Source organism: Mesorhizobium sp. M0960 (genome assembly GCF_040319055.1).
Lineage (GTDB): Bacteria > Pseudomonadota > Alphaproteobacteria > Rhizobiales > Rhizobiaceae > Mesorhizobium.
Genome location: NZ_JAMYNN010000014.1, coordinates 119,166 through 143,779, shown reverse-complemented (window position 1 = coordinate 143,779; position 24,614 = coordinate 119,166). Strand labels below are relative to the sequence as shown.

Here is a 24,614-nt window from a genome sequence, read left to right as displayed (position 1 = left end):
AAGGAAGCACTCGAAATGCGGCGCGCGAGCTCGCGACCGTCATCGATGGGAATTCACTGGTCGTCCTCGCCCCACAGGATGGCAACGGGGCAACGAATCTCGCCGTAGCGCCACTCGACCTCTTGCGAGTATTTGTCATCCATCTGAGCGACCTGGCGCCAGAAGGCTTTTTGGCCTTCAGCTCCCAGCCGGTGCGAGGTAGAGCGCCATCTCTTCCTCGCGCAGCGCATTCGCTACGGCGCCGCCGATGTAGGCGCGCAGGATTGTTTCATGAATGTAGTGCGGAAGGCCGGAAAAGACCGCCTCGTGTTTCTTGGCGGCCTGAACAAGTGGTGAGCCTTGCGGGCTGATTGCGACCGGATCGATCAGCACCAGCGACCGATAGTCGAGCCCATTGAGCAAATGACCGCGTAACGCTGTTGAGCCGCCGAAATCATGCGCGACGACATCGGGGGCACGCAGGCCCCAATGATCGTAAAGGGCCGCGAAAAGCTCGTTCTGAATGCCACGAGACACGTCGCTATCGGGTTTATCAGATCGACCATAGCCGAGCATGTCAAAGCAATAGATTCGCCTCTGTTGGCCGAGCAAAGGCGCAATTCTACGCCATGCCGACGATGAGAAAGGCGTGCCATGCAGCAATACCGCGGGTGAGCCCTCGCCCGTCGCGCCCCAGGCGATCGAGTTCCCTTGAAAGGTGAAGCGTTCAGGAAGAGGCCAGTCCGCTGTCGCCATCAGTCTCTCCTCCGATCCTAGCGCAGCCAGAGACCTACCCAACGGCAACCCATGGATCAGGTTCCAATGGTCCGCCTTTCACCGGCTGGCCTGCTTGGCCCTCGGCGATCCGGCGCGCGCAGCCGCTGCAAGAATGCTCTCCATCAGGTCCTTTTCGCGCAGCGGTTTGCCGAGCAGCGGCACGTCGGGGGGCCGGTCGGCGATCGCGTCGGCGTCGGCATATCCGGTTATCATCACCGCCGGCCAATCGGACCGCAGATTGCGGGCGAACCGGATGACCTCGAGCCCCGAGACGAGCGGCATGGCAAAATCGGTGACGATGACATCGAAATCGTACGGCGCCCGCTCGATCATCGCCAGCGCTTCCGCACCGCCCCCGGCGCAGGTAACCGCAAAGCCATGTTGGCGAAGCGATTGCGCCGTCAGTTCCCGCAGTACATTGCTGTCGTCAATCAGCAGGACCGACGGATAGTCCTCGCCGGCATTCACGACGGTGTTGTCGGCATCGGACTTGTCGGCGATTTCCACCGGGCGCTCGATTGAACGCGGCAGCCAGAGCTGGACGGATGTTCCACTGCCGACGGTGCTCTCAATGCGGAGCGTGCCGCCCGATTGCTTGACGAAGCCATGCACCGTGCTCAGACCGAGGCCAGTGCCCTTGCCGACCGGTTTTGTGGTGAAGAACGGTTCGACGACCTTGGCGAGAATGTCGGCCGGTATGCCCGACCCCGTATCCTTGACGGTGACCACGACATAGTCGCCCGCCGAAATATCCTCGGCTGCACTGCCTAGCGTTCGATTTTGCGCCTCCACGATTATCGTGCCGCCGGACGGCATGGCATCGCGCGCGTTGAAGACCAGGTTCATCAGCGCGAGCTCCAGCTGGCTGGCGTCGACATGCGCCAGCCACACAGTGTCGTCGACAAGCCAATCGAAACGGATCAGGCCTCCCAGGACCGGGGCCACCAACCCGTTCATGGTGTCGCCGAGCGCGGCGAGGCGCACGGCTTGCGGCCTTAGTGTCTGGCGGCGCGAGAAGGCAAGCATGCGGTTGACGAGCTCGGCGCCTTGTTTTGCCGACCGGCGCGTCAGTTCCAGAACTTGCCTGGCCTGTCCGTCGAACTCGGCGTGGCGCTCGAGCAATCCCAATCCGCTGAGAATGGCGGCAAGCAGATTGTTGAAATCATGCGCCAGGCCGCCGGTAAGCTTGCCGATCGCGTCGAGGCGCTGCGATTGCAGCAGCTGGTTCTCAAGCTCGCGCCGCTCGGTAATGTCCAGCAATGTGCCGAGGATCTCGGGCTTTGGGCCGTCGGAGCCGTTCGACAGGACGCCCTGGTCGAGAAAAATCCGGTAATTGCCGTCGGCGCATTGCCAGCGGAATTCGCAGGTGTAGGAGCCGGTGGCCTTGGCCGCGAGCAGGGCTTGCCTCACTCTCGGCAGATCGTCGGGATGAACGCGGCTCAGGCCGAAGCCCGGATCGGAGGTCAGCCGTTCGGCAGGAAAGCCGGTCAGGCGTTCGACCCCTTCGGTGACAAAGCTGGCGCCGAACGGCGGCTCCGCCGCCCGCGCATGAAAGCAGACCGGAAGAGAGCTCAAAATTGCATGCTGCCGCTCCTGGGCGCTGCGCAGCGCCCGCTCGGCCTCGAGCTTCCCCTTCTGCGCCTGCAGTGCCTGGGCCAGCAGCCCTTGCTCGGCAGCCGCCTTTTGCTGGATTTCGAGCGTCTTCTCATGAAGTTCGACGAACACGGCGACCTTGGAACGCAGCATGGCCGGGTCGAAGGGCTTGAACACGTAATCCACCGCGCCTGCGTCATAGCCACGCAGCATGTGGGCGTCTTCCTTGTTGATAGCGGTGAGAAAGATTATCGGCGTTCGCCTGGATTGCTCGCGCTGGCGGATCAATCCCGCCGTCTCGTAGCCATCCAGCCGGGGCATCAGCACATCCAGCAGGATGACGGCGAAATCCTCCTTCAGCAGAGCGCGCAGCGCCTCTTCGCCCGACTGCACGCAGACGACATCGCCGATAGGGGCCAGAACCTCGCCGATCGCCAGCAGATTGCGCTCGTCGTCATCCACGGCCAGGATGCGCGCCTTTGCCGGCCCCACGGCCGGGGCCACAACCTCCGGCTTCCTTGCTCCGTGCCTCGACAGTTTCTGCATCGAGCGGCCGTCAGTTCACTGCCATGAGCGTCTTTTCCGGACCATGGACACGGGATCGCGAGCGGCCGATCCAGACACGCAGCAACGCCAGCAGCAGATCGAGGTCGACAGGCTTGGCGATATAGTCGGAGGCGCCGGCGTCGAGGCACTTCTGCCGGTCGCCCTTCATTGCCTTGGCGGTAACCGAGATCAGCGGGATATGGGCGATCGCCGACATGCCGCGGATCTGCCGCATCGTCTCGTAGCCATCCATCTCCGGCATCATGATGTCGATCAATGCGGCGTCGATATCCGGGCTCTGCTCCAGAAGCGCAATACCTTCCCTACCGCGCTCCGCGTGCAGCACCTGGATGTCATAGGTCTCGAGAACGCTGGTGAGCGAATAGATGTTGCGGATGTCGTCGTCGACGATGAGGACCTTTGCGCCGGCGAGGTCGAATTTGTCCGGCTGTTCGGCTGCCGAACTTTCGTGGCCTCGCCCCGGGAGCGTTGCGGATATCAGGAGAGCCAGCTGCGCGAAATTCTCCGCCCGCGGAACATCCGCCAATGCCGGATGCAAGGCGAGCGACTGTTGCAGCGCTTCCGGATGCGGCGCGAAGAACAACAGTCGCGACACGGACTGCCCGAACAGGACGGCAATCTCATCCAGCATCTGGGCGTTGTCTTTGGCCGAGCGGCCAAAGCCGAGCACAACGGCATCATAGCCGGCGATGCCGATGTCGTCGGCATTCGCCGCGACGCGGCCGATCGCGGTGACCGAGGTGACGCCGTCGCGGATCGCCTCGATCAACGAGAGACGGCGCTCGGGATCGGTATCGGCAATGAGGACGCGGCGCTGGACGCGGAGCTTTCTGGAGTGAATGTCCTGGAAGACCTTCATCAGTTCGTCCGACGACACGGGCTTGGTTGAAATGCTGGATGCACCCTTGCGGGCAAGCACCTCGATATCTTCGGCGCCCGAAATGACGTGGACGGGAATGTCCTTGGTTTTCGGGTCATGGCGAAGCAGATCGAACAACACCCAGCCGTCGATATCCGACAGTCCGAGATCCAGCGTGATCGCGTCGGGAACCAGCTTGCGCGCCAAAGCCAGCGTGCCGGAGCCAGCGGTCGACAGGACGCCCTTCAGCCCGGCCGAACGCGCGAGGCCGAGCAGCAAACCGCCGAAGGTCGGGTCGTCCTCGACGATCAGCACGACCCGATCTTCCGGTGAGATCGTATCGCGATCATCGAGCAATTCGGAAGATGGCGGGCTCGGCTGCGCCGTCGATGCGGCCACTTCGGTCGCCGGCAGCAACGCCGATTGCGTTGCCAAGGCCATCCGAGGTCCGTCGAACGGGATGACCAGCGTGAACGTCGAACCCGTGCCCGGCGTGCTCTCGACCCGCAATTCGCCGCCGATCAGCCGGGCGATCTCCCGGCTGATCGAGAGCCCAAGCCCGGTGCCGCCATATTTGCGACTGGTGGTGCCGTCGGCCTGCTGGAAGGCCTCGAAAATCAGCTTCTGCTTGTCTTGCGGAATACCGATGCCCGTATCGGTAACCGCGATCGCGAGCGCTTCCATCGGTTGCACCGAGCCGTTGTGACGGCCAGTCTTTTCGGCCCAGAAATTCAAGCTGACTTCGCCTTCGGAGGTGAATTTGAACGCGTTCGACAAAAGGTTGAGCACGATCTGCTGCAAGCGCTTCTCGTCGGTGCGGACCGTCTCCGGAAGCTCGGGGTCGACATTGATGGTGAAGCCAAGTCCCTTGTCGGTCGCCAGTTGCCGGAAGGTTCGCTCCATATGCTGGCGAAGATGCACCACCGGCATGTCGTTGATGTCGATCGAGACGGTGCCCGATTCGATCTTCGACAGATCGAGGATATCGTTGATGAGGCTCAGAAGGTCGGTGCCGGCCGAGTTGATGGTGCGCGCGAACTCGACCTGCTTGTCGTTGAGATTGCCTTGCTGGTTGGTTGCGAGCAGGTTTGAAAGGATGAGCAGCGAGTTCAGCGGCGTACGCAGTTCGTGGCTCATATTGGCGAGGAATTCCGACTTGTATTTCGAGGTAAGCGCCAGCTGCTCGGCCTTCTCCTCCAGCGCACGGCGCGCCATCTCGATTTCGAGGTTCTTGTTCTCCACCTGCTTCTTTTCGTTCTCGAGCAGCTGCGCCTTTTCCTGCAGCTCCTCGTTGGTGGCGTGCAGCTCTTCCTGCTTTTTGGTCAGCTCGGTCTGACGCGCCTGCAGCTCCGAGGTCAGCAGCTGCGACTGCTTGAGCAGGCCTTCGGTGCGCATGGTGGCGGCGATGGTGTTGAGAACGATGCCGACGGATTCCATCAGCTGGTTGAGGAATGACTGGTGCGTGTCGCGGAATTCGCTGAACGAGGCGAGTTCGATGACGGCCTTCACCTCGTCCTCGAACAGAGCCGGAAGAATGATCACGTTGGCCGGCGCGGCATTGCCAAGGCCCGACGTGACGCGCAGGAAATTCGGCGGCACATTGTCCAGCATGATGGCGCGCTTGTCGGCGGCACTTTGCCCGACAAGGCCTTCGCGCAGATCGAGGCGTTGCTTGATCTCCGCCTTGCTTTCGGCGCCATAGGAGGCGGCGAGTTCCAGATAGAATTCATCCTCGTCGCGGTTGGTCACGTAGAACACGCCATATTGCGCATTCACCAGCGGCGCGAGTTCGGACATGATGAGACGCGAGACCGTGGCCAGGTCGCGCTCGCCCTGCAGCATGCGCGAGAACCGGGCGAGATTGGTCTTCAGCCAGTCCTGCTCGGCATTCTTCAGCGTCTGGTCCTTCAGATTGCGGATCATCTCGTTGATGTTGTCCTTCAGCGCCGCGACCTCGCCGGAGGCCTGGACGCTGATCGAGCGGGTCAAATCGCCCTTGGTCACCGCCGTCGACACCTCGGCAATCGCGCGCACCTGCGTGGTCAGATTGGCGGCGAGCTGATTGACGTTGTCGGTCAGGTCGCGCCAAAGGCCGGCAGCGCCGGGCACACGGGCTTGGCCGCCGAGCTTGCCTTCGATGCCCACTTCGCGGGCGACGTTGGTGACCTGGTCGGCGAAGGTCGCAAGCGTCTCGATCATGCCGTTGATGGTGTCGGCGAGCGAGGCGATCTCGCCCTTGGCATCGACCGTCAGCTTGCGCTTGAGATTGCCTTGCGCGACCGCGGTCACGACATCGGCGATGCCGCGCACCTGGTTGGTCAGGTTCGTCGCCATCAGATTGACGTTGTCGGTCAGGTCCTTCCAGGTGCCGGCGACGCCCTCCACCCGTGCCTGGCCGCCAAGTTTGCCCTCGGTGCCGACCTCGCGGGCGACACGCGTCACTTCGCCGGCAAAGGAGTTCAACTGGTCGACCATGGTGTTGATGGTCGATTTCAGCTCCAGGATCTCGCCCTTGACGTCGACGGTGATCTTCTTCGATAGGTCGCCGCGCGCCACTGCGGTGGTGACCTCGGCGATGTTGCGAACCTGGCCGGTCAGGTTCTCGGCCATCGAATTCACATTGTCGGTCAGATCTTTCCAGGTGCCGGCAACGCCGCGCACCTGCGCCTGGCCGCCGAGCTTGCCCTCGGTGCCGACCTCGCGCGCCACGCGCGTCACTTCCGAGGCAAAGGAATTCAGCTGGTCGACCATCGTATTGATGGTGTCCTTCAGCTCGAGGATCTCGCCGCGCACGTCGACCGTGATCTTCTTCGACAGATCGCCAAGCGCCACCGCAGTCGTCACCTCGGCGATGTTGCGCACCTGCCCGGTCAGGTTGGCGGCCATCGCATTGACGTTGTCGGTCAGGTCCTTCCAGGTGCCGGCAACGCCGCGCACCTGCGCCTGGCCGCCGAGCTTGCCGTCGGAACCGACTTCGCGCGCCACGCGCGTCACCTCGGAGGCGAAGGAATTCAGCTGGTCGACCATCGTGTTGATGACGTCCTTGATCTGCAGGATCTCGCCCAATGCATCGACCGTGATCTTCTGGGTGAGGTCGCCGGTCGCAATTGCCGTCGCCACCTTGGACACGTCGCGCAACTGCACGGTCAGATTGCCGGCCATGGCATTGACGTTGTCGGTCAAATCTTTCCAGGTGCCGCCGACACCCTCGACATGCGCCTGGCCGCCGAGCTTGCCTTCCGATCCCACTTCGCGCGCCACACGCGTCACTTCCGAGGCGAAGGAATTGAGCTGGTCGACCATCGTGTTGACGGTGTCCTTGAGCTCCAGGATTTCGCCCTTGACGTCGACGGTGATCTTCTTCGACAGGTCGCCGCGGGCCACGGCGGTCGTCACCTCGGCAATGTTGCGCACCTGGCCGGTCAGGTTGGCGGCCATCAGGTTGACGTTGTCGGTCAGATCCTTCCAGGTGCCGCCGACGCCCTTCACCTCGGCCTGGCCGCCGAGCTTGCCTTCGGTGCCGACCTCGCGCGCCACACGCGTCACTTCCGAGGCGAAGGAGTTCAATTGGTCGACCATCGTGTTGATGGTGTCCTTGAGCTCGAGGATTTCGCCTTGCACGGCGACGGTAATCTTCTTCGACAAGTCGCCCGAAGCAACCGCGGTCGTCACCTCGGCGATGTTGCGGACCTGGCCGGTCAGGTTCTCGGCCATCGAATTGACGTTGTCGGTCAAGTCCTTCCAGGTGCCGGCAACGCCGCGCACCTGCGCCTGGCCGCCGAGCTTGCCCTCGGTGCCGACTTCGCGGGCGACGCGCGTCACTTCGCCGGCAAATGAGTTCAGCTGGTCGACCATGGTGTTGATGGTTGATTTCAGCTCGAGGATCTCGCCCTTGACGTCGACCGTGATCTTCTTCGACAGGTCGCCAAGCGCCACAGCAGTGGTCACCTCGGCGATATTGCGCACCTGGCCGGTCAGGTTCTCTGCCATCAGGTTGACGTTGTCGGTCAGGTCCTTCCAGGTGCCGCCGACACCTTCGACGCGCGCCTGGCCGCCGAGCTTGCCTTCTGTACCGACCTCGCGCGCAACGCGCGTCACTTCCGAGGCGAAGGAATTGAGCTGGTCGACCATCGTGTTGATGGTGTTCTTGAGCTCGAGGATTTCGCCCTTCACATCGACGGTGATCTTCTTCGACAGGTCGCCGGAAGCGACGGCGGTCGTCACCTCGGCGATGTTGCGCACCTGCCCGGTCAGGTTCGTCGCCATGGCGTTGACGTTGTCGGTCAGGTCCTTCCAGGTCCCGGCCACACCTTTCACGCGGGCCTGGCCGCCGAGCTTGCCTTCGGTGCCGACCTCGCGCGCCACGCGCGTCACCTCCGAGGCGAAGGAGGCCAGTTGCCCGACCATGGTGTTGACGATCTTGCCGATGCGCAGGAATTCGCCGCGCAACTGCCGGCCGTCGATTTCGACCATCATCGTCTGCGACAGGTCGCCTTTGGCGACCGCGCCGATGACGCGCGCCACTTCGGCCGTCGGCTGAACCATGTCCTCGATCAGATCGTTGACGGAACGGACGCTCGATTCCCAACTGCCGGTAGCGTTGCGGACACGGCCGCGTTCGCCGATCCGGCCATCCTTGCCGACGACCTTGCTGAGGCGTTCGAACTCGCGCGTGACCTGATCGTTGAGTTCTACGATTTCGTTGAAGGTGTCGGCGATCTCGGAATCGAGGCCGGTGTAGACATTATCGATGCGAACGGAGAAATCACCGCTCCGAAAAGCCTTCAGCGCGTTCAGTATTTGACGGTGGTCCAATTGCCTTGTGGATGCAAGCACGCTCACAGCGCCCCTCCCAGCTCACGGATTTCTTGAATGTCCTGGTGAAACTGTCCCCTGCGGCCGACACAACTCCCCGCAAGCGCCATAACGCGGCATGCTCGATTTGGTTCCAGACGAAATTGCCGCTATGCGGCAGGAATTTCGCAGCCGCATTCACGAAACGACGAGCAACAAAGATCCATAATGGTTGTATCGATCACTATTTATGCCAAACGGAACATCTCGAAAAAACTCTCGTTGGGTATAGATCGCGATAGAGCGATGCAACTCGATGGAGACACTAAGATGATGAAAATTCTCTCTGCATTCCTACTTGCTATCGGCCTGGCCACATCTGCCATGGCACAATCGATGGGCTCCGGGACCGGTAGCGCCGATGGCAATACCGGCGTCAACACAGGCACTTCCGGCGGCAACATCGGGACCGGCAGCGCAACTACCCCGAACACGATCGATCCGAACGCAACGAACGCCACCACGCCGCAGACAAACGGTATGGAGGACCGCTGCAAGGATACGGCGGGCAGCGATACCGACAACAATACCCCCAGCGGCGCCATGACGTCGGATATGCAGAACTGCAACAAGTAACGGAGTTTTGCTCAGCGGTCATTTCAGCCCGCTGCCTAGTTCAGACCCGGCGCTCGCGGTTCAAACCACAGCCAGAAAAATGCACTGACCGGGCACGGGCTCACTACTTTTGGACCGGCGAGCCCAAGCCGGGCGGCCGACTACACTAGTCTCAGCTAGGTTCCGCGATAGGCGGCGGGCAGCCCGGGAGCGCAAAGAGTGGGGGAGTCATTTCCAAGCCAGTTATATGCGACGATGGCTTAGTCCAATTTAATGGACGATTTCGGTTAAGCGCTGCAACTGATAAAACAGTTAGGAAACAGTTGGCACTCTCGCTGAAAACAGCGGCGGAACAGTGTCCGATGCGCACTGAAAACAGTGAAGGAACAGCGACCCGGGCAAGGGAATTTCATGCCTGAAAACAGACCGGAAACAGACGGGACGCGACCCTGGATTCTGGCGCACTATATCCAGACTCCAATAGCGCGCGACGAATGGGATTCGCGACCAGTACGCGCGCCAGGGGGAGTTAGCTCAAAGAACCTGTATTAGGTGGCAGTTAGATAGTGTCTCAGTTTGAAATTTTGCCGCTCGCCGCTCGCCTGTCGCACCGCGCACGGCGCACGACCGGCCGAACCAAAGAAGAGGCGCGCTCCCTTGTTTCGCGCCGTATCCCCATCTAGCCTGCACTACTTTCAGTTGTGGGGATCGGGTATGAAACAGAATCAGGTTGGCACTCGGCGATCATTCGCAGGCAACGCATTGGCCATCGGGCTTTTGATGTCGAGCATATCTCTGGCAGGGTGCACTACAGTTTCGACTAGCGGCGCGGATGGATGGCTTACGAAGCGAACTGCTTACGGGGTTTCCGACGCAATGGCTAAGAAGGGCATGATGCCCGTAGCCGTCGACTGCCGGTTCGATAGAACAGATCCGGACAATGCGGCCTTTGGATCCAAGGTTACGTGGAAACCTGCCCCACCAAACTTCCTCTGGCAGTGGCATGTCGGCTATCCCGATTACGTTGCGACGAAGGAAGCTAGATCACGCGCAATGGGCCTCCATCGCGTGTTTTCGAAAAGGGTTCGTGATCAGGCAACGGGTCAAGTGGTTCAGTGTTCGATCTGGACGAATTGAAGCCGCTCGGCCTCGGCCCAAAAGGGAATCGATTCCGGCTTGGGGGTGACTACCGATAAACGCGATTATCGCTGGCGTCCGTCACAGCTGAAGAGGGAACCGATGGCAGAAGCTCAGCACATCACGAAGATCGTCGACGGCGTGGCAGCCTACGGCTCGGAGAAAGCGAAATGAGCCACCAAGCTGCAATAATGCGAGCACTTCTCGTTGGCATCCCTTTCCTGATTCTTATGGCGTTTCTGCTTTGGATGGCAAACCGCTCAAGGATCGTCATGGCAAACGCCGCGAAAGAGATCGCCAAAGAAATTCGGGAAAATACGGCAGCGGTGAAGGCTCTTAGCGAGCGTATCGACAAAATGAAGCGTTAGTCCAAAAGACCGATTTTCATGTGGCGATACCGGGCGCCGTCGAGCCACCGCATCCAATTGGCCGGTATAATTAGCGGTATCCCGGTCGACCGCTGCAGCTGAAAACAGTTGGGGAACAGTAGCTTCGGACCTCAGTCTTGGCTCGGCTTACCAGACATGCGGTTGTCGATATCAGTCAACTTGGTCAAGATGCCTTCTTGCGCCTGCACCATCGCTTGCTGAACGTGGATGAGTTTGAACGTGAGCCAGATAGAAACCCAAAGGCTTGCTGCGAGATAAATCAGCATCGGCATCCAGGAGATGAAGATCCCGAGCAGCGAGTTTTCCGATTCCATATTGCCCCCACATACGATGTTGCCGCGATATCCTTGCCGCCGGGCGTGCATGAACGCAAGCTACTGGCGCCAAGATCGATATCTCGTCCACCGCTGTCAGGCATTGCTGCTTCGGACCTGAAAAATGTTTTGTGCGGTGCGCTGGCGGTGCCCCGGACCTTTCCAAGGCAAGGCCCCTGAGGGGGTGGAAACTAATTTTCTGAAAACGTGAAAGAACTTTTGGTGGAGCCAATCGGAATCGAACCGACGACCTCTTGAATGCCATTCAAGCGCTCTCCCAACTGAGCTATGGCCCCACTCCGGCAGTTCGCCGGCGCCGTTTCCGGCGAAGAGATCCGGCGCGGGTTGAGACCGCGTCGTTAGTGCAGGCGGCTTCTAACCCCGCCTTCAGTCAATATCAAGCCTTCAAGAACCGCTTTTTCTAGGCAGCGCCGCGAAAGCCGGCGAATGCGGTTCGCTCAGACTTCGTCGTCGTCTTCGCCGACGCCGATCATGTCGGCAACGTCGTCGTCTTCTTCCTCCTCGTCGGCAAGGAACGTGTCATCCTCGTCATCGCCAAGGTCAACGTCGTCCTCGTCATCGCCGAGATCGGGAAGCTCGTCGGCCTTCGCGTCCTCGTCCGCCTCTTCGAGAGAGACGACCTCGACGCCCTCTTCCTCTTCGGCGTCCACTTCCTTCTCGGCAACTTCCTCTTCCTCCTCGAGGGCGGCTATCTTGCCTTCCTCGAAATAGGAGCGCGGATAGCTCTTGCCCGTGTAAGGCGAGACGATCGGGTCCTTGTTCAAGTCATAGAATTTTCGACCCGTCTCCGGGTCGATGCGTTTGGTGCCAAGTTCGGGTTTTGCCACAGCAAGCCTCGTCGATGAAAGTTTGGTCCCCTTAACCAGAGTTTACGGCGCTGTCAAAGCGAAAAGCCGGCGTCCCAAAAAGCTTGAATTCGAAGGCCTTCGTACCAAGGGGATGACCATCTCGATCCGCCATGATAGGAGACCGCGCAAACCACAAGAAAATGGCCGGCCGCCGGCGTTTCCAGGAAAGAACCATGTCGCACACTGCCGCCCCGAAGCAGGCCACCGCCCGAAAATCATCTGGTCTTTCCGGCGCGGCACGGGTGCCGGGCGACAAGTCGATCTCGCACCGTTCCTTCATGTTTGGCGGGTTGGCCTCCGGCGAAACCCGCATCACCGGACTACTGGAAGGCGAGGACGTGATGCGTACGGGCGCTGCCATGAAGGCGATGGGCGCTCATATCGAGAAGCATGGCACTGAGTGGGTGATCCGCGGAACCGGCAATGGCGCGCTGCTGCAACCGGAGTGCCCGCTCGATTTCGGCAATGCCGGCACGGGCTCCCGCCTCACCATGGGCCTGGTCGGCACCTATGACATGGAAACCACCTTCATCGGCGACGCCTCGCTGTCCGGCCGGCCGATGGGCCGCGTGCTCGAACCGCTTCGCCAGATGGGCGTGCAGGTGCTGAAGGCGACACCCGGCGACCGCATGCCGATCACGCTGCGCGGGCCCAAGCACGCCGCGCCGATCACCTACCGCGTGCCGATGGCCTCGGCGCAGGTCAAGTCGGCGGTGCTGCTGGCCGGGCTGAACACGCCGGGCATCACCACGGTCATCGAGCCGGTGATGACGCGCGACCACACCGAAAAGATGCTCAAGGGATTCGGCGCCAATCTGTCGGTCGAGACCGACGAGCGCGGCGTGCGCCACATTTTCATCGAAGGCCAGGGCAAGCTCACCGGCCAGACCATCGCGGTGCCTGGCGACCCCTCCTCGGCCGGCTTTCCTCTGGTGGCCGCGCTGATCGTGCCGGGCTCGGACATCACCATCGAAAACGTGCTGATGAACCCGACGCGCACGGGCCTTCTTTTGACGCTGCAGGAAATGGGCGCCTGGATCGACATAATCGATCCGCGCAACGAAGGCGGCGAGGACGTCGCCGACCTGCGCGTACGCTATTCCGAACTGAAAGGCGTCACCGTGCCGCCCGAACGGGCGCCGACTATGATCGACGAGTATCCGGTGCTTGCCGTGGCGGCGAGCTTTGCCGAGGGCGAAACGCTCATGCTCGGGCTTGAAGAGCTGCGGGTGAAGGAATCCGACCGGCTGTCGGCGGTCGCCAACGGGCTGAAGCTCAACGGCGTCGATTGCAGCGAGGGCGAGGCCACGCTGGCCGTGCGCGGAAAACCTGGCGGCAAGGGCCTCGGCCAACACCCCAACGGACAGGGCACCATCGTCCAGACCCATCTCGACCACCGCATAGCCATGAGTTTTCTGGTTATGGGGCTGGCGACGGAAAAACCCGTGACCATCGATGATCAAGCGATGATCGCGACAAGTTTTCCGGAATTCATGGGCCTGATGAAGGGGCTCGGTGCGGCGATCGAGTGAGATACTTTTACGTTCATTGGAAACATAGCATACCGGAGGAGCCGTCCCATCTCTGGTATGAAGTTGCCGACGACAATTTCCAGAACCGGACTATAGAGTTCTATGCCGATGGCTCCGTGGGTTTTGCAATTCGCGGCGCTGCCCTCGACGGGTCGGAGGATATTGAGATCGGGGGCACCAGAAATTCCGTATGAGGCTTTCCCGATCTCACAGAAATCAACTCCGACAATCAGTTCGAGGCCTCGGAGGTCAACGCGGTTGACTTCGAGCGCCGATGGAGTGAGGCACTTGCATCGAGGTTTCGAATGACGACAGGCTTCACCATCGCCATCGACGGACCTGCAGGCGCTGGAAAGGGCACCCTTGCCCGACGGCTCGCCGATCACTACCGGCTGAACCTGCTCGACACCGGCCTTACCTATCGCGCGGTAGCGCATTCGCTGCTTCGGCTGGGCCTGCCGCTCGACAATGTCTCGGCCGCTGAAACCGCGGCTCGCCAGGTCGATCTGGCAAAACTCGACCGCGCCGTGCTTTCGGCACATGCCGTTGGCGAGGCGGCGTCGAAAGTGGCTGTCATCCCGTCAGTGCGGCGCATACTGGTCGACAAGCAGCGCGACTTTGCAAAAGCCCCGCCGGGCGCGGTGCTCGACGGTCGCGACATCGGCACCGTCGTCTGTCCCGATGCCGACGTAAAACTCTATGTCACGGCCAGTGCCGAGGTGCGGGCAAAGCGGCGGCTGGATGAAATCGAGAGCATTGGCGGCACTGCCAATTTCGAGGAAATCCTTGCCGATATCGTGCGCCGCGACGAGCGCGACATGGGCCGCATGGACTCGCCCTTGAAACCGGCAGCCGATGCGCACTTGCTCGACACGTCGGAAATGGCTATAGAAGCCGCGTTTCTGGCAGCTCGGGCGATCATCGATGACGTCCTGGCCAAGAGAAACGAAGCCTGAGCCGGGTTTTCCTGCCGCCGCCGATTGCCGGCGACAAAAAGAATTCCCATATCGGGCATGAACCAGCCTGCCAGCATTCTTCATGCGCCGGAATTGCCGCCCAAAGGCGGCCAGGGCTTTTTGCCCGGAACGCCGGCAGGCCAACGCAACGCTAACCCACGGCGCCCGCCCCGCGACAGATTGCGGGGCATTCCAGGAGAAACTATGTCAGTTGCAAATCCCACTCGCGATGATTTCGCGAGCCTGCTCGAAGAATCATTTTCCGCCGGCCATTCCGGCGAAGGCCAGGTCGTCAAGGGCATCATCACTGCCATTGAGAAGGACATGGCCATCATCGACGTCGGCCTCAAGGTCGAAGGCCGCGTGCCGCTGAAGGAATTTGGCGTCAAGGGTAAGGACACGACGCTCAAGGTCGGCGACACGGTCGAGGTCTATGTCGAGCGTATCGAGAACGCGCTTGGCGAAGCCATGCTGTCGCGTGAAAAGGCCCGCCGCGAAGAGAGCTGGGTCCGTCTCGAAGAGAAGTTCACCAAGGGCGAACGCGTCGAAGGCGTCATCTTCAACCAGGTCAAGGGCGGCTTCACCGTCGACCTCGACGGTGCCGTGGCTTTCCTGCCGCGCAGCCAGGTCGATATCCGCCCGATCCGCGACGTCTCGCCGCTGATGCACAACCCGCAGCCCTTCGAGATCCTCAAGATGGATCGCCGCCGCGGCAACATCGTGGTGTCGCGCCGCACCGTACTCGAGGAAAGCCGCGCCGAACAGCGTTCGGAAATCGTGCAGAACCTCGAAGAAGGCCAGGTGGTCGAAGGCGTCGTCAAGAACATCACCGACTATGGTGCGTTCGTCGACCTCGGCGGCATCGACGGCCTGCTGCACGTCACCGACATGGCATGGCGCCGCGTCAACCATCCGACCGAAATCCTCAATATCGGCCAGACGGTCAAGGTGCAGATCATCCGCATCAACCAGGAAACCCACCGCATCTCGCTCGGCATGAAGCAGCTCGAGAGCGATCCGTGGTCCGAGATCGGCACCAAGTTCCCGATCGGCAAGAAGATCAAGGGTACCGTTACCAACATCACCGACTACGGCGCATTCGTCGAGCTGGAGCCGGGCATCGAAGGCCTCATCCACGTTTCGGAAATGTCGTGGACCAAGAAGAACGTGCATCCCGGCAAGATCCTGTCGACGACGCAGGAAGTCGACGTGGTGGTGCTCGAAGTCGATCCGGCCAAGCGCCGCATCTCGCTCGGCCTCAAGCAGACGCTGGAGAACCCGTGGGAGGCCTTCGCGCGCAGCCATCCGGTCGGCAGCCAGGTTGAGGGCGAGGTCAAGAACAAGACCGAGTTCGGCCTGTTCATCGGCCTCGAAGGCGATGTCGACGGCATGGTCCACCTTTCCGACCTCGACTGGACCCGTCCGGGCGAGCAGGTGATCGAGGAGTACAATCGCGGCGACATGGTCAAGGCGCAGGTGCTCGACGTCGACATCGACAAGGAGCGCATCTCGCTCGGCATCAAGCAGCTGGCCAAGGACACGGTCGGCGAAGCGGCGACGTCAGGCGAACTGCGCAAGAACGCAGTCGTCACCTGCGAGGTTATCGGCGTGAAGGATGGCGGTCTGGAAGTGCGGCTGGTCGACAGCGGCATCGAGACCTTCATCAAGCGCTCCGACCTCAGCCGTGACCGCGACGAGCAGCGCCCCGAGCGCTTCACTGTCGGCCAGAAGGTCGACGCCCGCGTCATCGCCTTCGACAAGAAGACCCGCAAGCTGCAGGTCTCGATCAAGGCGCTGGAAATCGCCGAAGAGAAGGAAGCGGTCGCCCAGTACGGTTCGACTGACTCCGGCGCTTCGCTGGGCGACATCCTGGGTGCCGCGCTGAAGAAGCAGGGCAGCTAAGCCAACACTGCGCCTCGCGCAGGTTGTAAACGAAACAAAAAGCCCCGCCGGAGCGATCCGGCGGGGCTTTTTTTGCACCCGACCTGAATTTCAGGCCCTGCCGTAAAGCGGCACCAGCGTGCCGCTCATCGCCAGATTGGCCGGCGAAGCGAGGTAGGCAATGGCCTCCGCGGCTGCTTCCAAGCTGACCCATTTGCTGAAATCGGCGCCCGGCATGTCAGCCCGGGTGGCCGGCGTGTCTAGGGTCGAGGGCGCCACGGCGTTGACCAGTATGCCCTTGCCCTTCAGCTCTTCGGCCATCGCCACGGTCATCGCGGCGACCGCCGCCTTGGCGGCAGCGTAAGCCACCTTGCCGGAGCCGCGCCGCGGATCGAGCCCGGCTCGCGCGGTGACATTGACGATGCGGCCCGATACGGAAGATTCCAGCATCGAGCGTATCGCCGCGCGGCAGCACAGGAAGGTGGTGCGGGCGTTGGTGTCCATCATCTCGGCAAAGGAGGCGGGCTCGATCTTCTCGACCGGTGCGGCGGTGAAGCCGCCGGCCAGATGCACCGATGCCCACAAATCCGGAACGCTAGCATAGAAGGCATCGACCTTGGCAGCGTCGGCGAGGTCGACATTGTGCGCCAGCCTGACGCGGTCATGTGCCGGGAAGGGAAAATGGGCAGGCGCGGCAGCGTGGGCATTGGGCACATGGCAAATCGCGCCCTGCTCCAGCAGTTTCCCTACGACCGCGCCGCCAAGCGCCCCGGTGCCGCCGGTCACCACGATATGTCTGCCGTCCAGTGTTTCCGTCATATTCGACCGCTCCGTCGTTGCGCGCCGCCGATGCGGAAGGTCGCGCCTTTCGCGCGATCACTCAACCGAAATCTCGATGACGTAGGGTCGTCCAGCCGCCCGCGCGCGCCGTAGCGCGTCCGCCAAGCCGCCGGCGCCGGAAATCCGCTCGGCGGCAATGCCATAGGCTTCGGCCAATTTGCAGAAATCCGGCGGTGCCGGGGAGACGCCGACCGGCTCGACGCCGACATCGAGCATCGAGGTTTCGATCTCGCGGTAGCCGCGATTGTTCCAGACGGCGAAGATCACCGGCGCCGCCGCGTCGAGCGCGGCGCCCAGTTCCGGCAGGGTGAACTGGAAGCCGCCGTCGCCGGTGAGACAAACGACCGGCGCCTCAGGCCTGGCAAGGGCAGCACCGATCGCCGCCGGCGGGCCATAGCCGAGCGCGCCGAAGCCGGTAGCGGCGTTGAACCAGCCGCCCGGCCGGTCGTGATCGTAATAGAGGTTGGCGGCGTAGACCGGCTGGGTCGAATCGCCGACGATGATCGAGCCAGGCAGCGCATCACGGATCGTCTCGACGGCGCGCAATTGCGCCTGCATAGCTGGGCCAATCTCGGCAAAGGCCGCTTGCCGCGTCGCGGCCGCGCGAGCGGCGCCGTCGCCTGATTGCGCCTGGCCCATGCCGAGTTCGGCATGCAGCGCCTCGAGCGCTGCGCCACAATCGGCCTGGATCGAAATCCGGGCCGGCCGCCTGGTAAGTTGGTCGGCGCCGATGTCGATGCGGATCAGATTGGCGGGTAGGACAAAACCGCCGTCGCCATAGCCGTCATAATCGGTCGGACCGAATTCGGTACCGGCGGCGATGACCAGGTCGGCATCGGCCATCAGCGCACGCACCGCCTTCAGGCTGGGGCTGGCCGGCACGCCAAGCGGATGGCGATAGAGCAGGCCGCGCGCATTGGCGGTCTGGACGACCGGCGCTCCCAACCTCTCGGCCAGGCGCTGCAACGGCGCTTCGGCAGCTTTGGCGCCGCCGCCGGCCAGGATAAGCGGCCGGCGGGCGGCAGCGCAAAGCCTGGCTGCCTCAGCGATCACCGCGGCGCCCGGCTCGGGCGGGGCCGAATTCCGCAGCAGCGCCACGATGCCGGTGGCGGGCATGGTCATGACATCGGTCGGGATCTCGATATGCACTGGCCCCGGACGCGAGGATGAAAAAAGTGCAAAAGCGCGGGCGAGCACGCCGGGCAATTCGCCGGCCTCGGTGACACGGTGCGAAAACAGCGCCACCTTCTCCATCATGCCGCGCTGGTCCGGCAGTTCATGCAGATGGCCAAGGCCCTTGCCCAGCGTCGGCGTGGCGTTGACGCCCGAGATTACCAGCATCGGCACCGAATCGGCGCGCGCCTGGCCCATGGCGGTGATGGTGTTGGTCAGCCCCGGCCCGGTGATGACGAAGGCGACACCCGGCTTGCCGCTGGCGCGCGCATAGCCGTCAGCCATGAAGCCGGCGCCCTGCTCGTGGCGCGGCGTGACGTGACGGATCTTCGACCGCGCAAGCCCGCGGTAGAGCTCGACCGTGTGCACGCCGGGAATGCCGAAGACGGTGTCGACGCCGTGCGCTTCCAGCAAGGTGATGAGCGCTTCGCCGATCGTCGTCATTGTCTTAGGACCGGGCGCGTGAGGCAGGTTGGGCCGCCCTCGCAGGCAATGCACAGCGCATCGGCCTCGAATGTCGAGACCGTACAGCCGGCGGCCTGCATGGCAGCCGCCGTCTTCGGAAAACCGGCAACGGCGATAACCTGGCGCGGCGCGGTCGGCAGGACGTTCAGGCTGAGCCCGCTCGAGGCGAAGAATTCGTCGGCGTCGCCCTCGACCAGGCGAATGCCATGCGCACGCAGCATCTGGTGGAAGGCGACCGGCAGGAGCGGCCCATAGACCAGCGCCAGATCGTCGGCGAGCGGGCTGATCACCGACATCAGATGCAGGCAGGCGTCCTCGCCTTGCCAGAGCGGCAGGTCGAAGCCATAGACCTGGATGCCTTTGGGTGAAAGCAGGTTGGAGAGCTGCTGGATGCCGTGCTGATTGGTGCGTACGCCGCGGCCGACCGCCAGTGTGTTTGCATCCATCCACACGCAGTCGCCGCCCTCGACCTGGCCGGGAGTCTCGATACGGCCGAGGACAGGTATGCCCATGCGCCCATAAGCTGCCTCGTGCAGGCCGGGCTCGGGCCGGCGCAGCGCCTTGCCCATGGCAAGGATGACCGCGCCATGGTCGGTCATCAGCGAGGGATCGTGGGTAAAGACAGAATCGGCAAGCCCGTCATCGGCGTCGCTCAGCCATTCGATCTCGGCGCCTGAGCCGGAAATCAGCCCGGCCAGCGCTTCATGCTGGGCCGCCGCTTTTTGCGGATCGAAGCCGGGACCGTAGTGCCATTCCAGTGCTTCGGCCCGATGCATGGCGCTGGCGGCGGAGCGCATCAGCACGCGCTGCAGCGGCCCGGCCATCGACTGCGACCCGTATGCTTTGCCCACTAAATTCTCCTGAAACGCGCTCCCTCCTGCCAATAGCCACTCGGCAGGCCGTGATCAATGGTCCAAAAACTGCGGTTGACGGAGGCAAGCGGAACGGTCCATCTTGAGAATCGGAACGCTGTCCAGTGACGGGTAATGGGTAATAAATTCCAGCAAGGACTGCCTCGGCTGCTCCGCGGGGCACCGCGACGATGACAGCGCCGGCCACCGCCCTGAAGCATACGGTGCAGAACGGCGCCGCCGAAGCCATCCACGTCGAGAACCTGCACAAGAATTTCGGCAAGCTGCACGTATTGAAGGGCGTTTCGCTGTCGGCGCGCGATGGCGAGGTGATCGCCATCATCGGCGGCAGCGGCTCGGGCAAGTCGACGCTGCTGCGCTGCATCAATTGCCTGGAGAACCCGACCAGCGGCATCATCCGCGTCAATGGCGAAGAGATAAAGCTGAAGGCCGACAGCCACGGCCACACCGTGCCCGCCGACCGCAAGCAGATCGAACGCATCCGCTCCAAGCTCGGCATGGTCTTCCAGAACTTCAATCTTTGGAGCCACATGACGTTGATCGAGAACGTCATCGAGGTTCCCGTGCATGTGCTCGGCGTCAAGCGCGATGTAGCGATCGGCGAGGCGGAAAAGCTGCTCGCCCGCGTCGGCCTGGCCGAAAAACGCGACGTCTACCCCGCCTATCTGTCGGGTGGCCAACAGCAGCGCGCAGCGATAGCCAGGGCGCTGGCCATCAATCCGCGCGTCATGCTGTTCGATGAGCCGACCTCGGCGCTCGACCCGGAGTTGGTCGGCGAAGTGCTGAAGGTGATCGGCGACCTGGCGCGCGAAGGCCGCACCATGGTGCTGGTCACGCATGAGATGAAGTTTGCCCGCGAGGTGGCGACGCATGTCGTCTATCTCCATAACGGGCTGGTCGAGGAAGAAGGGCCGCCGGAACAGATCTTCGGCGCACCAAAATCCGAAAGGCTGAAGCAGTTTCTGCGCAATGTTGGATGACTTGCGAGAAAAGCAGACGGGAACGTCAAAACCAAAAAACGGGAGAACTGAAAAATGAAACCTTTTCTCAAAACGGCGCTCGCGGCCACGCTGATCGCATTGTCGGGCGCATTTTCGGCAAGCGCCGAACAGATCAAGGTGGGTTTTTCGCCGGAAGCCTATCCGCCGTTTTACTCGCAGGATGCTTCCGGCAAGTGGGGTGGCTGGGAAGTCGACATCGTCAACGCCATTTGCGGCGAAGCCAAGCTGGATTGCGCATTGACGCCAGTCCCGTGGGACGGCCTCATCCCGGCGCTTAAAACCAAGAAGATCGATGCGATCATGAATTCGATGTCCATTACCGACGAGCGCAAGAAGGAAATCGACTTCTCCGACAAATACTATAACACGCCGACTGCGGTGATCGGCGCCAAGGATCAGAAATTCGATGCGACGCCAGAGGGGCTGAAAGCCAAGATAGTCGGCGTTCAGGCGTCTACGGTGCACGCCGCCTACGCCAAGAAGCACTTCACCGACGCTGCGGAAATCAAGGAATACCAGACGCAGGACGAGGCAAATCAGGATCTCGCCGCCGGCCGGATCGATGCCACTCAGGCCGATTCGATCGCGCTCGACGCGTTTTTGAAGTCGGACCAAGGCAAGGCGTGCTGCGACCTCAAGGGTTATGTCGCGCCGGACCTTGAAGTGCTCGGGCCGGGCGTCGGCGCCGGCATGCGCCAAGGCGACACCGAGCTCAAGGACAAGATCAATGCTGCCATCAAGGCCATTCGGGCCAATGGCAAATATGCCGAAATCACCAAGAAGTACTTCGATTTCGACATCTACGGCGAAGCGTCGCAGTCCAACTGACGGCAACGGCGTCAAGCCGGGCATGCCTAGCCGCCGTCGTCGCGGTGGGCATGTCCGGCTTGACGCATCATTGGCGCCTCAACCCGCAAGTCCAGGGGGACATAAGCTGAGCGACGTTCTCGCCACCATGTTCGGAGCCAGTTCGCTGGAATTGCTGTCCTTCGAACCGCCGAACGGCAGGGGTCTCAGCCTTCTGCATGGGCTGGCAAACTCCGTCGGAATTGCTTTCGGTTCCTTTGGGGTTGGTCTTTTGATCGGCGTCGGCGGCGCCTATGGCAAGCTCTATGGCGGGCCGGTGGTCCGTGACCTGCTGGAAGTTTACACCACAGTGGTCCGCGCCGTGCCCGAGCTGGTGCTGATCCTGCTGCTTTATTTCGCTGGTACCGACCTCATCAACCAGTTGCTTACCGCGCTCGGCTATGCCGCGATCGACATCAACGGGGTTGTCGCCGGCATAGGCGTGCTCGGGGTCGTGCAGGGCGCCTACTCCACCGAAGTCTTGCGCGGCGCAATCCGCGCCGTTCCGCAAGGCCAGATCGAAGCCGCGCGGGCCTATGGAATGCCTCCCGGCCTGCTTCTCAGGCGTATAACGCTGCCGGCGATGCTGCCCTTCGCCATTCCGGGGCTGGCAAATTTGTGGCTGATCGCCACCAAGGACACCGCGCTTCTCGCGATCGTCGGCGTCAATGAACTGACCCAAACCACACGGACGGCAGCCGGCGCGACGAAGGCTTATTTCACCTTCTTCATGGCGGCGGGCGCGCTTTATCTCGTTCTGACCCTCGTCTCCAACGTCGTCATCGGGCGGGTTGAGCGCTGGGCGCGACGCGGCATGCCGTCGATCGCGGGATCGCACTGATGGCGACCGAAACCCCGGTCATTGACGCCGTCGCACGGGCCTCGCTCTGGATGCAGCCACACCGCATAGCTCTGATCCTGATCGCGCTGGTTGTCGTACTGGCATCGATTTTCCTCATGCGCTGGGATTGGCTTCCCACCTATCTGCCGCTGGCTTTGCAAGGCATATGGCGGACCATCTGGCTGCTTGTGGTAACGTCGGCTCTGGGCATCGCGCTCGCCATCCCCCTCGGCCTGGCGCAGGTGATCGGCCCGCCGATCTTGAGCGTGCCGGCCAAGATGTTCTGCACGATTGTTCGCGGCACGCCGCTGCTGCTCCAGCTCTGGCTGCTCTACTACGGACTGGGTTCGCTGTTTCCGCAATTTCCGTGGATACGCGAGTCGTTCCTCTGGCCCATTCTAAGGCAGGCATGGCCCTACGCCGTTCTTTCTCTGACGATCTCGTATGTCGGCTATGAAGGTGAAGTGATGCGTGGCGCCTTCGCCGGTGTACCGCACGGCCAACTCGAGGCGGCCCGCGCTTTCGGCATGAGCCGTTGGAAAATCTTCGGGCGAATATGGCTCCCGCAGGCGATCAGCCGGGCGCTGCCGACGCTGGCGGGTGAAACCGTTCTCCAGCTGAAAGCAACACCGCTGGTGGCAACGATAACCATGGTCGACATCTATGCCGTAGCCTCGCGGGTGCGCCAGGATCTCTTCGTCACCTACGAACCCTTGCTGCTTCTGGCGTTGGTCTATATGTCCATCACCGGTATCCTGGTGTTCGGCTTCCGCCGGCTCGAGGCACGGATCCCGAGCAAGCTAGGCTAAAGCTGTTAAAGTCGCGAATTCAGGGCAGCTACCATGCAACTCAGTCTCGACCAGGCGACAGGGCTGTGCCGGATGGCCGCACTTGGCGCCGGCGCCAACGAAGAGGCGGCGCAGTCGCTGGCTGCCTCGATCGTCGCGGCCGAGGCTGAAGGACTATCGACCGTCGGGCTGTCGCATTTCATTGATTATCTCGAAGCGCTGGAAGCCGGCCGTATCGACGGCAATGCCGATCCTGTCATCACCAGGCCAGCGCTCGCGGTTTATCTCTCCGATGCCCGCGGCGGACTGGCGCATACCGGTTTCGACCGCACGATCGATGACCTCGCCAAGGCGGCGCGGCTGTTCGGCGTTGCCATCTTTTCGCAGAAGAATGCCTATACGTGCGGCGCGCTCGGCTATTTCACCGGACGGCTGGCCTCGCAGGGATTGGTATCGTTCGCCGCGACCAACGGCCCGGCCGTGCTTGCCGGCTCGGGCTCGGTCAAGCCGGTCTACTGCACCAACCCGATGTCCTTTGCCGCACCGGCCGCGGACGGGGCGCCGCTGGTCATCGACCAGTCGTCGAGCGCCACCGCCTTCGTCAACATCCGCAAGGCGGCCGAGGACGGCAAGAAGATCCCCGAAGGCTGGGCACTGGACGCCAGCGGCAATCCAACCACGGACCCGGCAGCCGCCATGAAAGGCGCCATGCTTGCCTTCGGCGGCCAGCGCGGCGCCAACATCGCGCTGATGGTCGAGGTGCTGGCTGCCGGCCTGTCGGGCGCCAACTGGTCGCTCGATGCGCCATGGTTCGACGGCGGGCAGGACAGTCCGGGGACCGGCCTGTTCGTGCTCGCCGTCGAGCCCAAGCTGCTCGATCCGGACTTCGAGAAACGGATGAAGGACCAGCTCGACCGGTTGCGGCGGCGCTATGGCGTGCATGTGCCGGGGCGTGCCCGGGCCGAGGCCGCGGAGAAGTCGGCGGCGCGCGGCATAAGCGCGCCGAAAGCTGTGGTGCAACGCATTTCCGAATTCGCCGCGCGCTATTCGTCCTGAAGAAATTCGTTTGTCCGATGAGCGGCTGAGGAGGCCGGCCGATCCGGCAGCGCGAGCCTACTTCCCGCAATAATGATCGTTGATGACGTTCGCCGCATTCGCGTCCGGTCCTACCCTGTTGTAGGAGCAGGGTTCGGCGGCTGTCGTGAACAGGTGGTTGTCATAGTAGCGCGGGCCACCGAACAGGAACTCGATGATGTCGCCGTTGGCGGGAACATAGCGTTCGGGTTGAGCTTGGTGGTGATGCCGGTTTCCGGCGAATGCCGAGGCGCCAATGCTGCAGCCTGCTGCTAATGCCAGAGCGAAGATCGCAACGCGTTTTGTCATTGGCAATATCCTTCATTCGGAATCAAACCATACATCTAAAATCGCCGACCGAACAAAGGTTCCTGTTTCGAATGGAGTTACCGCAAAGCCGGGCCTCGGCGGAGTTTTCTGCCGTTTCGAGCGGATCCGGAAAATCATGCTTC

At 62.2% G+C, this 24,614-nt stretch carries 20 protein-coding genes and 1 tRNA gene; 11 read left to right on the top strand and 10 right to left on the bottom strand.

The features are described 5' to 3' along the window. Positions 1–177 precede the first annotated feature (177 nt). The 3 genes from NKH63_RS22975 to NKH63_RS22965 all read right to left on the bottom strand — a co-directional run bounded on the left by NKH63_RS22975 (position 178) and on the right by NKH63_RS22965 (position 8,611). The gene (locus NKH63_RS22975; protein WP_352918853.1) at positions 178–735 is read right to left on the bottom strand and encodes an alpha/beta fold hydrolase; all 558 of its coding nucleotides are present in this window, start codon (positions 733–735) and stop codon (positions 178–180) included. Positions 736–813: 78 nt separating this feature from the next. Then, positions 814–2,853 carry a PAS domain-containing hybrid sensor histidine kinase/response regulator gene (locus NKH63_RS22970; protein WP_352918851.1) on the bottom strand — a complete coding sequence of 680 codons (2,040 nt, stop codon included), beginning with the start codon at positions 2,851–2,853 and terminating at the stop codon, positions 814–816. 52 nt (positions 2,854–2,905) lie between these two features. Further along, positions 2,906–8,611, bottom strand: a complete 5,706-nt coding sequence (locus NKH63_RS22965) for a HAMP domain-containing protein (protein ID WP_352918872.1) — start codon at positions 8,609–8,611, stop codon at positions 2,906–2,908. Between the two features lie 288 nt (positions 8,612–8,899). On the opposite strand from NKH63_RS22965, the gene NKH63_RS22960 reads away from it, so the two are divergent. Beyond that, positions 8,900–9,205: a hypothetical protein gene (locus tag NKH63_RS22960; protein ID WP_031193686.1), complete on the top strand. Its 306-nt coding sequence runs from the start codon at positions 8,900–8,902 to the stop codon at positions 9,203–9,205. 1,286 nt (positions 9,206–10,491) lie between these two features. After that, a complete protein-coding gene (locus tag NKH63_RS22955) occupies positions 10,492–10,689 on the top strand; it encodes a hypothetical protein (RefSeq protein WP_031193688.1) in 198 nt (65 codons plus the stop codon). Positions 10,690–10,820: 131 nt separating this feature from the next. Here the strand turns inward: NKH63_RS22955 and NKH63_RS22950 are convergent, their stop codons facing one another. The 3 genes from NKH63_RS22950 to NKH63_RS22940 all read right to left on the bottom strand — a co-directional run bounded on the left by NKH63_RS22950 (position 10,821) and on the right by NKH63_RS22940 (position 11,872). Beyond that, entirely contained in the window at positions 10,821–11,024 is a 204-nt protein-coding gene (locus tag NKH63_RS22950; protein WP_352548929.1) for a hypothetical protein, read from the bottom strand. A gap of 220 nt (positions 11,025–11,244) precedes the next feature. Then, positions 11,245–11,320, bottom strand: a tRNA-Ala gene (locus NKH63_RS22945). A gap of 162 nt (positions 11,321–11,482) precedes the next feature. Next, positions 11,483–11,872 carry a TIGR02300 family protein gene (locus NKH63_RS22940; RefSeq protein WP_023676282.1) on the bottom strand — a complete coding sequence of 130 codons (390 nt, stop codon included), beginning with the start codon at positions 11,870–11,872 and terminating at the stop codon, positions 11,483–11,485. Positions 11,873–12,066: 194 nt separating this feature from the next. On the opposite strand from NKH63_RS22940, the gene aroA reads away from it, so the two are divergent. The 4 genes from aroA to rpsA all read left to right on the top strand — a co-directional run bounded on the left by aroA (position 12,067) and on the right by rpsA (position 16,283). Then, positions 12,067–13,425: a 3-phosphoshikimate 1-carboxyvinyltransferase gene (gene aroA, locus NKH63_RS22935; RefSeq protein WP_352483949.1), complete on the top strand. Its 1,359-nt coding sequence runs from the start codon at positions 12,067–12,069 to the stop codon at positions 13,423–13,425. Next, positions 13,422–13,619 carry a DUF6881 domain-containing protein gene (locus NKH63_RS22930; protein ID WP_352495730.1) on the top strand — a complete coding sequence of 66 codons (198 nt, stop codon included), beginning with the start codon at positions 13,422–13,424 and terminating at the stop codon, positions 13,617–13,619. The genes aroA and NKH63_RS22930 overlap by 4 nt, the downstream gene beginning before the upstream one ends. Before the next feature lie 111 nt (positions 13,620–13,730). Then, positions 13,731–14,381 (top strand): (d)CMP kinase, encoded by a 651-nt coding sequence (cmk, locus tag NKH63_RS22925; protein WP_352918849.1) that lies wholly within the window; start codon positions 13,731–13,733, stop codon positions 14,379–14,381. Positions 14,382–14,585: 204 nt separating this feature from the next. Beyond that, positions 14,586–16,283, top strand: a complete 1,698-nt coding sequence (gene rpsA, locus NKH63_RS22920; protein ID WP_023676278.1) for a 30S ribosomal protein S1 — start codon at positions 14,586–14,588, stop codon at positions 16,281–16,283. 90 nt (positions 16,284–16,373) lie between these two features. Here rpsA and NKH63_RS22915 read toward each other — a convergent pair whose 3' ends face one another. Genes NKH63_RS22915 through NKH63_RS22905 form a run of 3 tightly spaced genes read right to left on the bottom strand, consistent with a single transcriptional unit; the run spans position 16,374 to position 19,564 of the window. Beyond that, on the bottom strand, positions 16,374–17,081 hold the full coding sequence (locus NKH63_RS22915) for an SDR family NAD(P)-dependent oxidoreductase (protein ID WP_023718023.1): 708 nt from the start codon (positions 17,079–17,081) through the stop codon (positions 16,374–16,376). Between the two features lie 57 nt (positions 17,082–17,138). After that, positions 17,139–18,719, bottom strand: a complete 1,581-nt coding sequence (locus tag NKH63_RS22910; protein WP_023718024.1) for a 5-guanidino-2-oxopentanoate decarboxylase — start codon at positions 18,717–18,719, stop codon at positions 17,139–17,141. Continuing rightward, positions 18,716–19,564 (bottom strand): dimethylarginine dimethylaminohydrolase family protein, encoded by an 849-nt coding sequence (locus NKH63_RS22905; RefSeq protein WP_031193690.1) that lies wholly within the window; start codon positions 19,562–19,564, stop codon positions 18,716–18,718. Before NKH63_RS22905 ends, NKH63_RS22910 begins: the two co-directional genes overlap by 4 nt. A gap of 218 nt (positions 19,565–19,782) precedes the next feature. On the opposite strand from NKH63_RS22905, the gene NKH63_RS22900 reads away from it, so the two are divergent. The 5 genes from NKH63_RS22900 (at position 19,783) to NKH63_RS22880 (ending at position 24,144) form a co-directional block, all read left to right on the top strand. After that, positions 19,783–20,592, top strand: coding sequence for an ABC transporter ATP-binding protein (locus NKH63_RS22900; protein WP_023718026.1), 810 nt, complete (start codon positions 19,783–19,785; stop codon positions 20,590–20,592). Between the two features lie 54 nt (positions 20,593–20,646). Beyond that, positions 20,647–21,441, top strand: coding sequence for a transporter substrate-binding domain-containing protein (locus NKH63_RS22895; RefSeq protein ID WP_352483947.1), 795 nt, complete (start codon positions 20,647–20,649; stop codon positions 21,439–21,441). 127 nt (positions 21,442–21,568) lie between these two features. Further along, positions 21,569–22,300 carry an ABC transporter permease gene (locus NKH63_RS22890; protein ID WP_036244431.1) on the top strand — a complete coding sequence of 244 codons (732 nt, stop codon included), beginning with the start codon at positions 21,569–21,571 and terminating at the stop codon, positions 22,298–22,300. Beyond that, a complete protein-coding gene (locus NKH63_RS22885) occupies positions 22,300–23,109 on the top strand; it encodes an ABC transporter permease (protein WP_352918847.1) in 810 nt (269 codons plus the stop codon). The genes NKH63_RS22890 and NKH63_RS22885 overlap by 1 nt, the downstream gene beginning before the upstream one ends. A gap of 33 nt (positions 23,110–23,142) precedes the next feature. Next, a complete protein-coding gene (locus tag NKH63_RS22880) occupies positions 23,143–24,144 on the top strand; it encodes an Ldh family oxidoreductase (RefSeq protein ID WP_352591783.1) in 1,002 nt (333 codons plus the stop codon). A 57-nt stretch (positions 24,145–24,201) separates the two neighbouring features. Here the strand turns inward: NKH63_RS22880 and NKH63_RS22875 are convergent, their stop codons facing one another. Further along, positions 24,202–24,471: a hypothetical protein gene (locus NKH63_RS22875; RefSeq protein WP_352484389.1), complete on the bottom strand. Its 270-nt coding sequence runs from the start codon at positions 24,469–24,471 to the stop codon at positions 24,202–24,204. Positions 24,472–24,614: the final 143 nt, after the last annotated feature.

Bases quoted from the DNA above. Each gene is read 5' to 3' on its own strand.
- NKH63_RS22975 (WP_352918853.1), bottom strand. From the start codon at position 735: ATGGCGACAGCGGACTGGCCTCTTCCTGAACGCTTCACCTTTCAAGGG.
- NKH63_RS22960 (WP_031193686.1), top strand. From the start codon at position 8,900: ATGATGAAAATTCTCTCTGCATTCCTACTTGCTATCGGCCTGGCCACA.
- NKH63_RS22955 (WP_031193688.1), top strand. From the start codon at position 10,492: ATGAGCCACCAAGCTGCAATAATGCGAGCACTTCTCGTTGGCATCCCT.
- NKH63_RS22950 (WP_352548929.1), bottom strand. From the start codon at position 11,024: ATGGAATCGGAAAACTCGCTGCTCGGGATCTTCATCTCCTGGATGCCG.
- aroA (WP_352483949.1), top strand. From the start codon at position 12,067: ATGTCGCACACTGCCGCCCCGAAGCAGGCCACCGCCCGAAAATCATCT.
- cmk (WP_352918849.1), top strand. From the start codon at position 13,731: ATGACGACAGGCTTCACCATCGCCATCGACGGACCTGCAGGCGCTGGA.
- rpsA (WP_023676278.1), top strand. From the start codon at position 14,586: ATGTCAGTTGCAAATCCCACTCGCGATGATTTCGCGAGCCTGCTCGAA.
- NKH63_RS22915 (WP_023718023.1), bottom strand. From the start codon at position 17,081: ATGACGGAAACACTGGACGGCAGACATATCGTGGTGACCGGCGGCACC.
- NKH63_RS22910 (WP_023718024.1), bottom strand. From the start codon at position 18,719: ATGACGACGATCGGCGAAGCGCTCATCACCTTGCTGGAAGCGCACGGC.
- NKH63_RS22905 (WP_031193690.1), bottom strand. From the start codon at position 19,564: ATGGCCGGGCCGCTGCAGCGCGTGCTGATGCGCTCCGCCGCCAGCGCC.
- NKH63_RS22900 (WP_023718026.1), top strand. From the start codon at position 19,783: ATGACAGCGCCGGCCACCGCCCTGAAGCATACGGTGCAGAACGGCGCC.
- NKH63_RS22895 (WP_352483947.1), top strand. From the start codon at position 20,647: ATGAAACCTTTTCTCAAAACGGCGCTCGCGGCCACGCTGATCGCATTG.
- NKH63_RS22890 (WP_036244431.1), top strand. From the start codon at position 21,569: ATGTTCGGAGCCAGTTCGCTGGAATTGCTGTCCTTCGAACCGCCGAAC.
- NKH63_RS22885 (WP_352918847.1), top strand. From the start codon at position 22,300: ATGGCGACCGAAACCCCGGTCATTGACGCCGTCGCACGGGCCTCGCTC.
- NKH63_RS22880 (WP_352591783.1), top strand. From the start codon at position 23,143: ATGCAACTCAGTCTCGACCAGGCGACAGGGCTGTGCCGGATGGCCGCA.
- NKH63_RS22875 (WP_352484389.1), bottom strand. From the start codon at position 24,471: ATGACAAAACGCGTTGCGATCTTCGCTCTGGCATTAGCAGCAGGCTGC.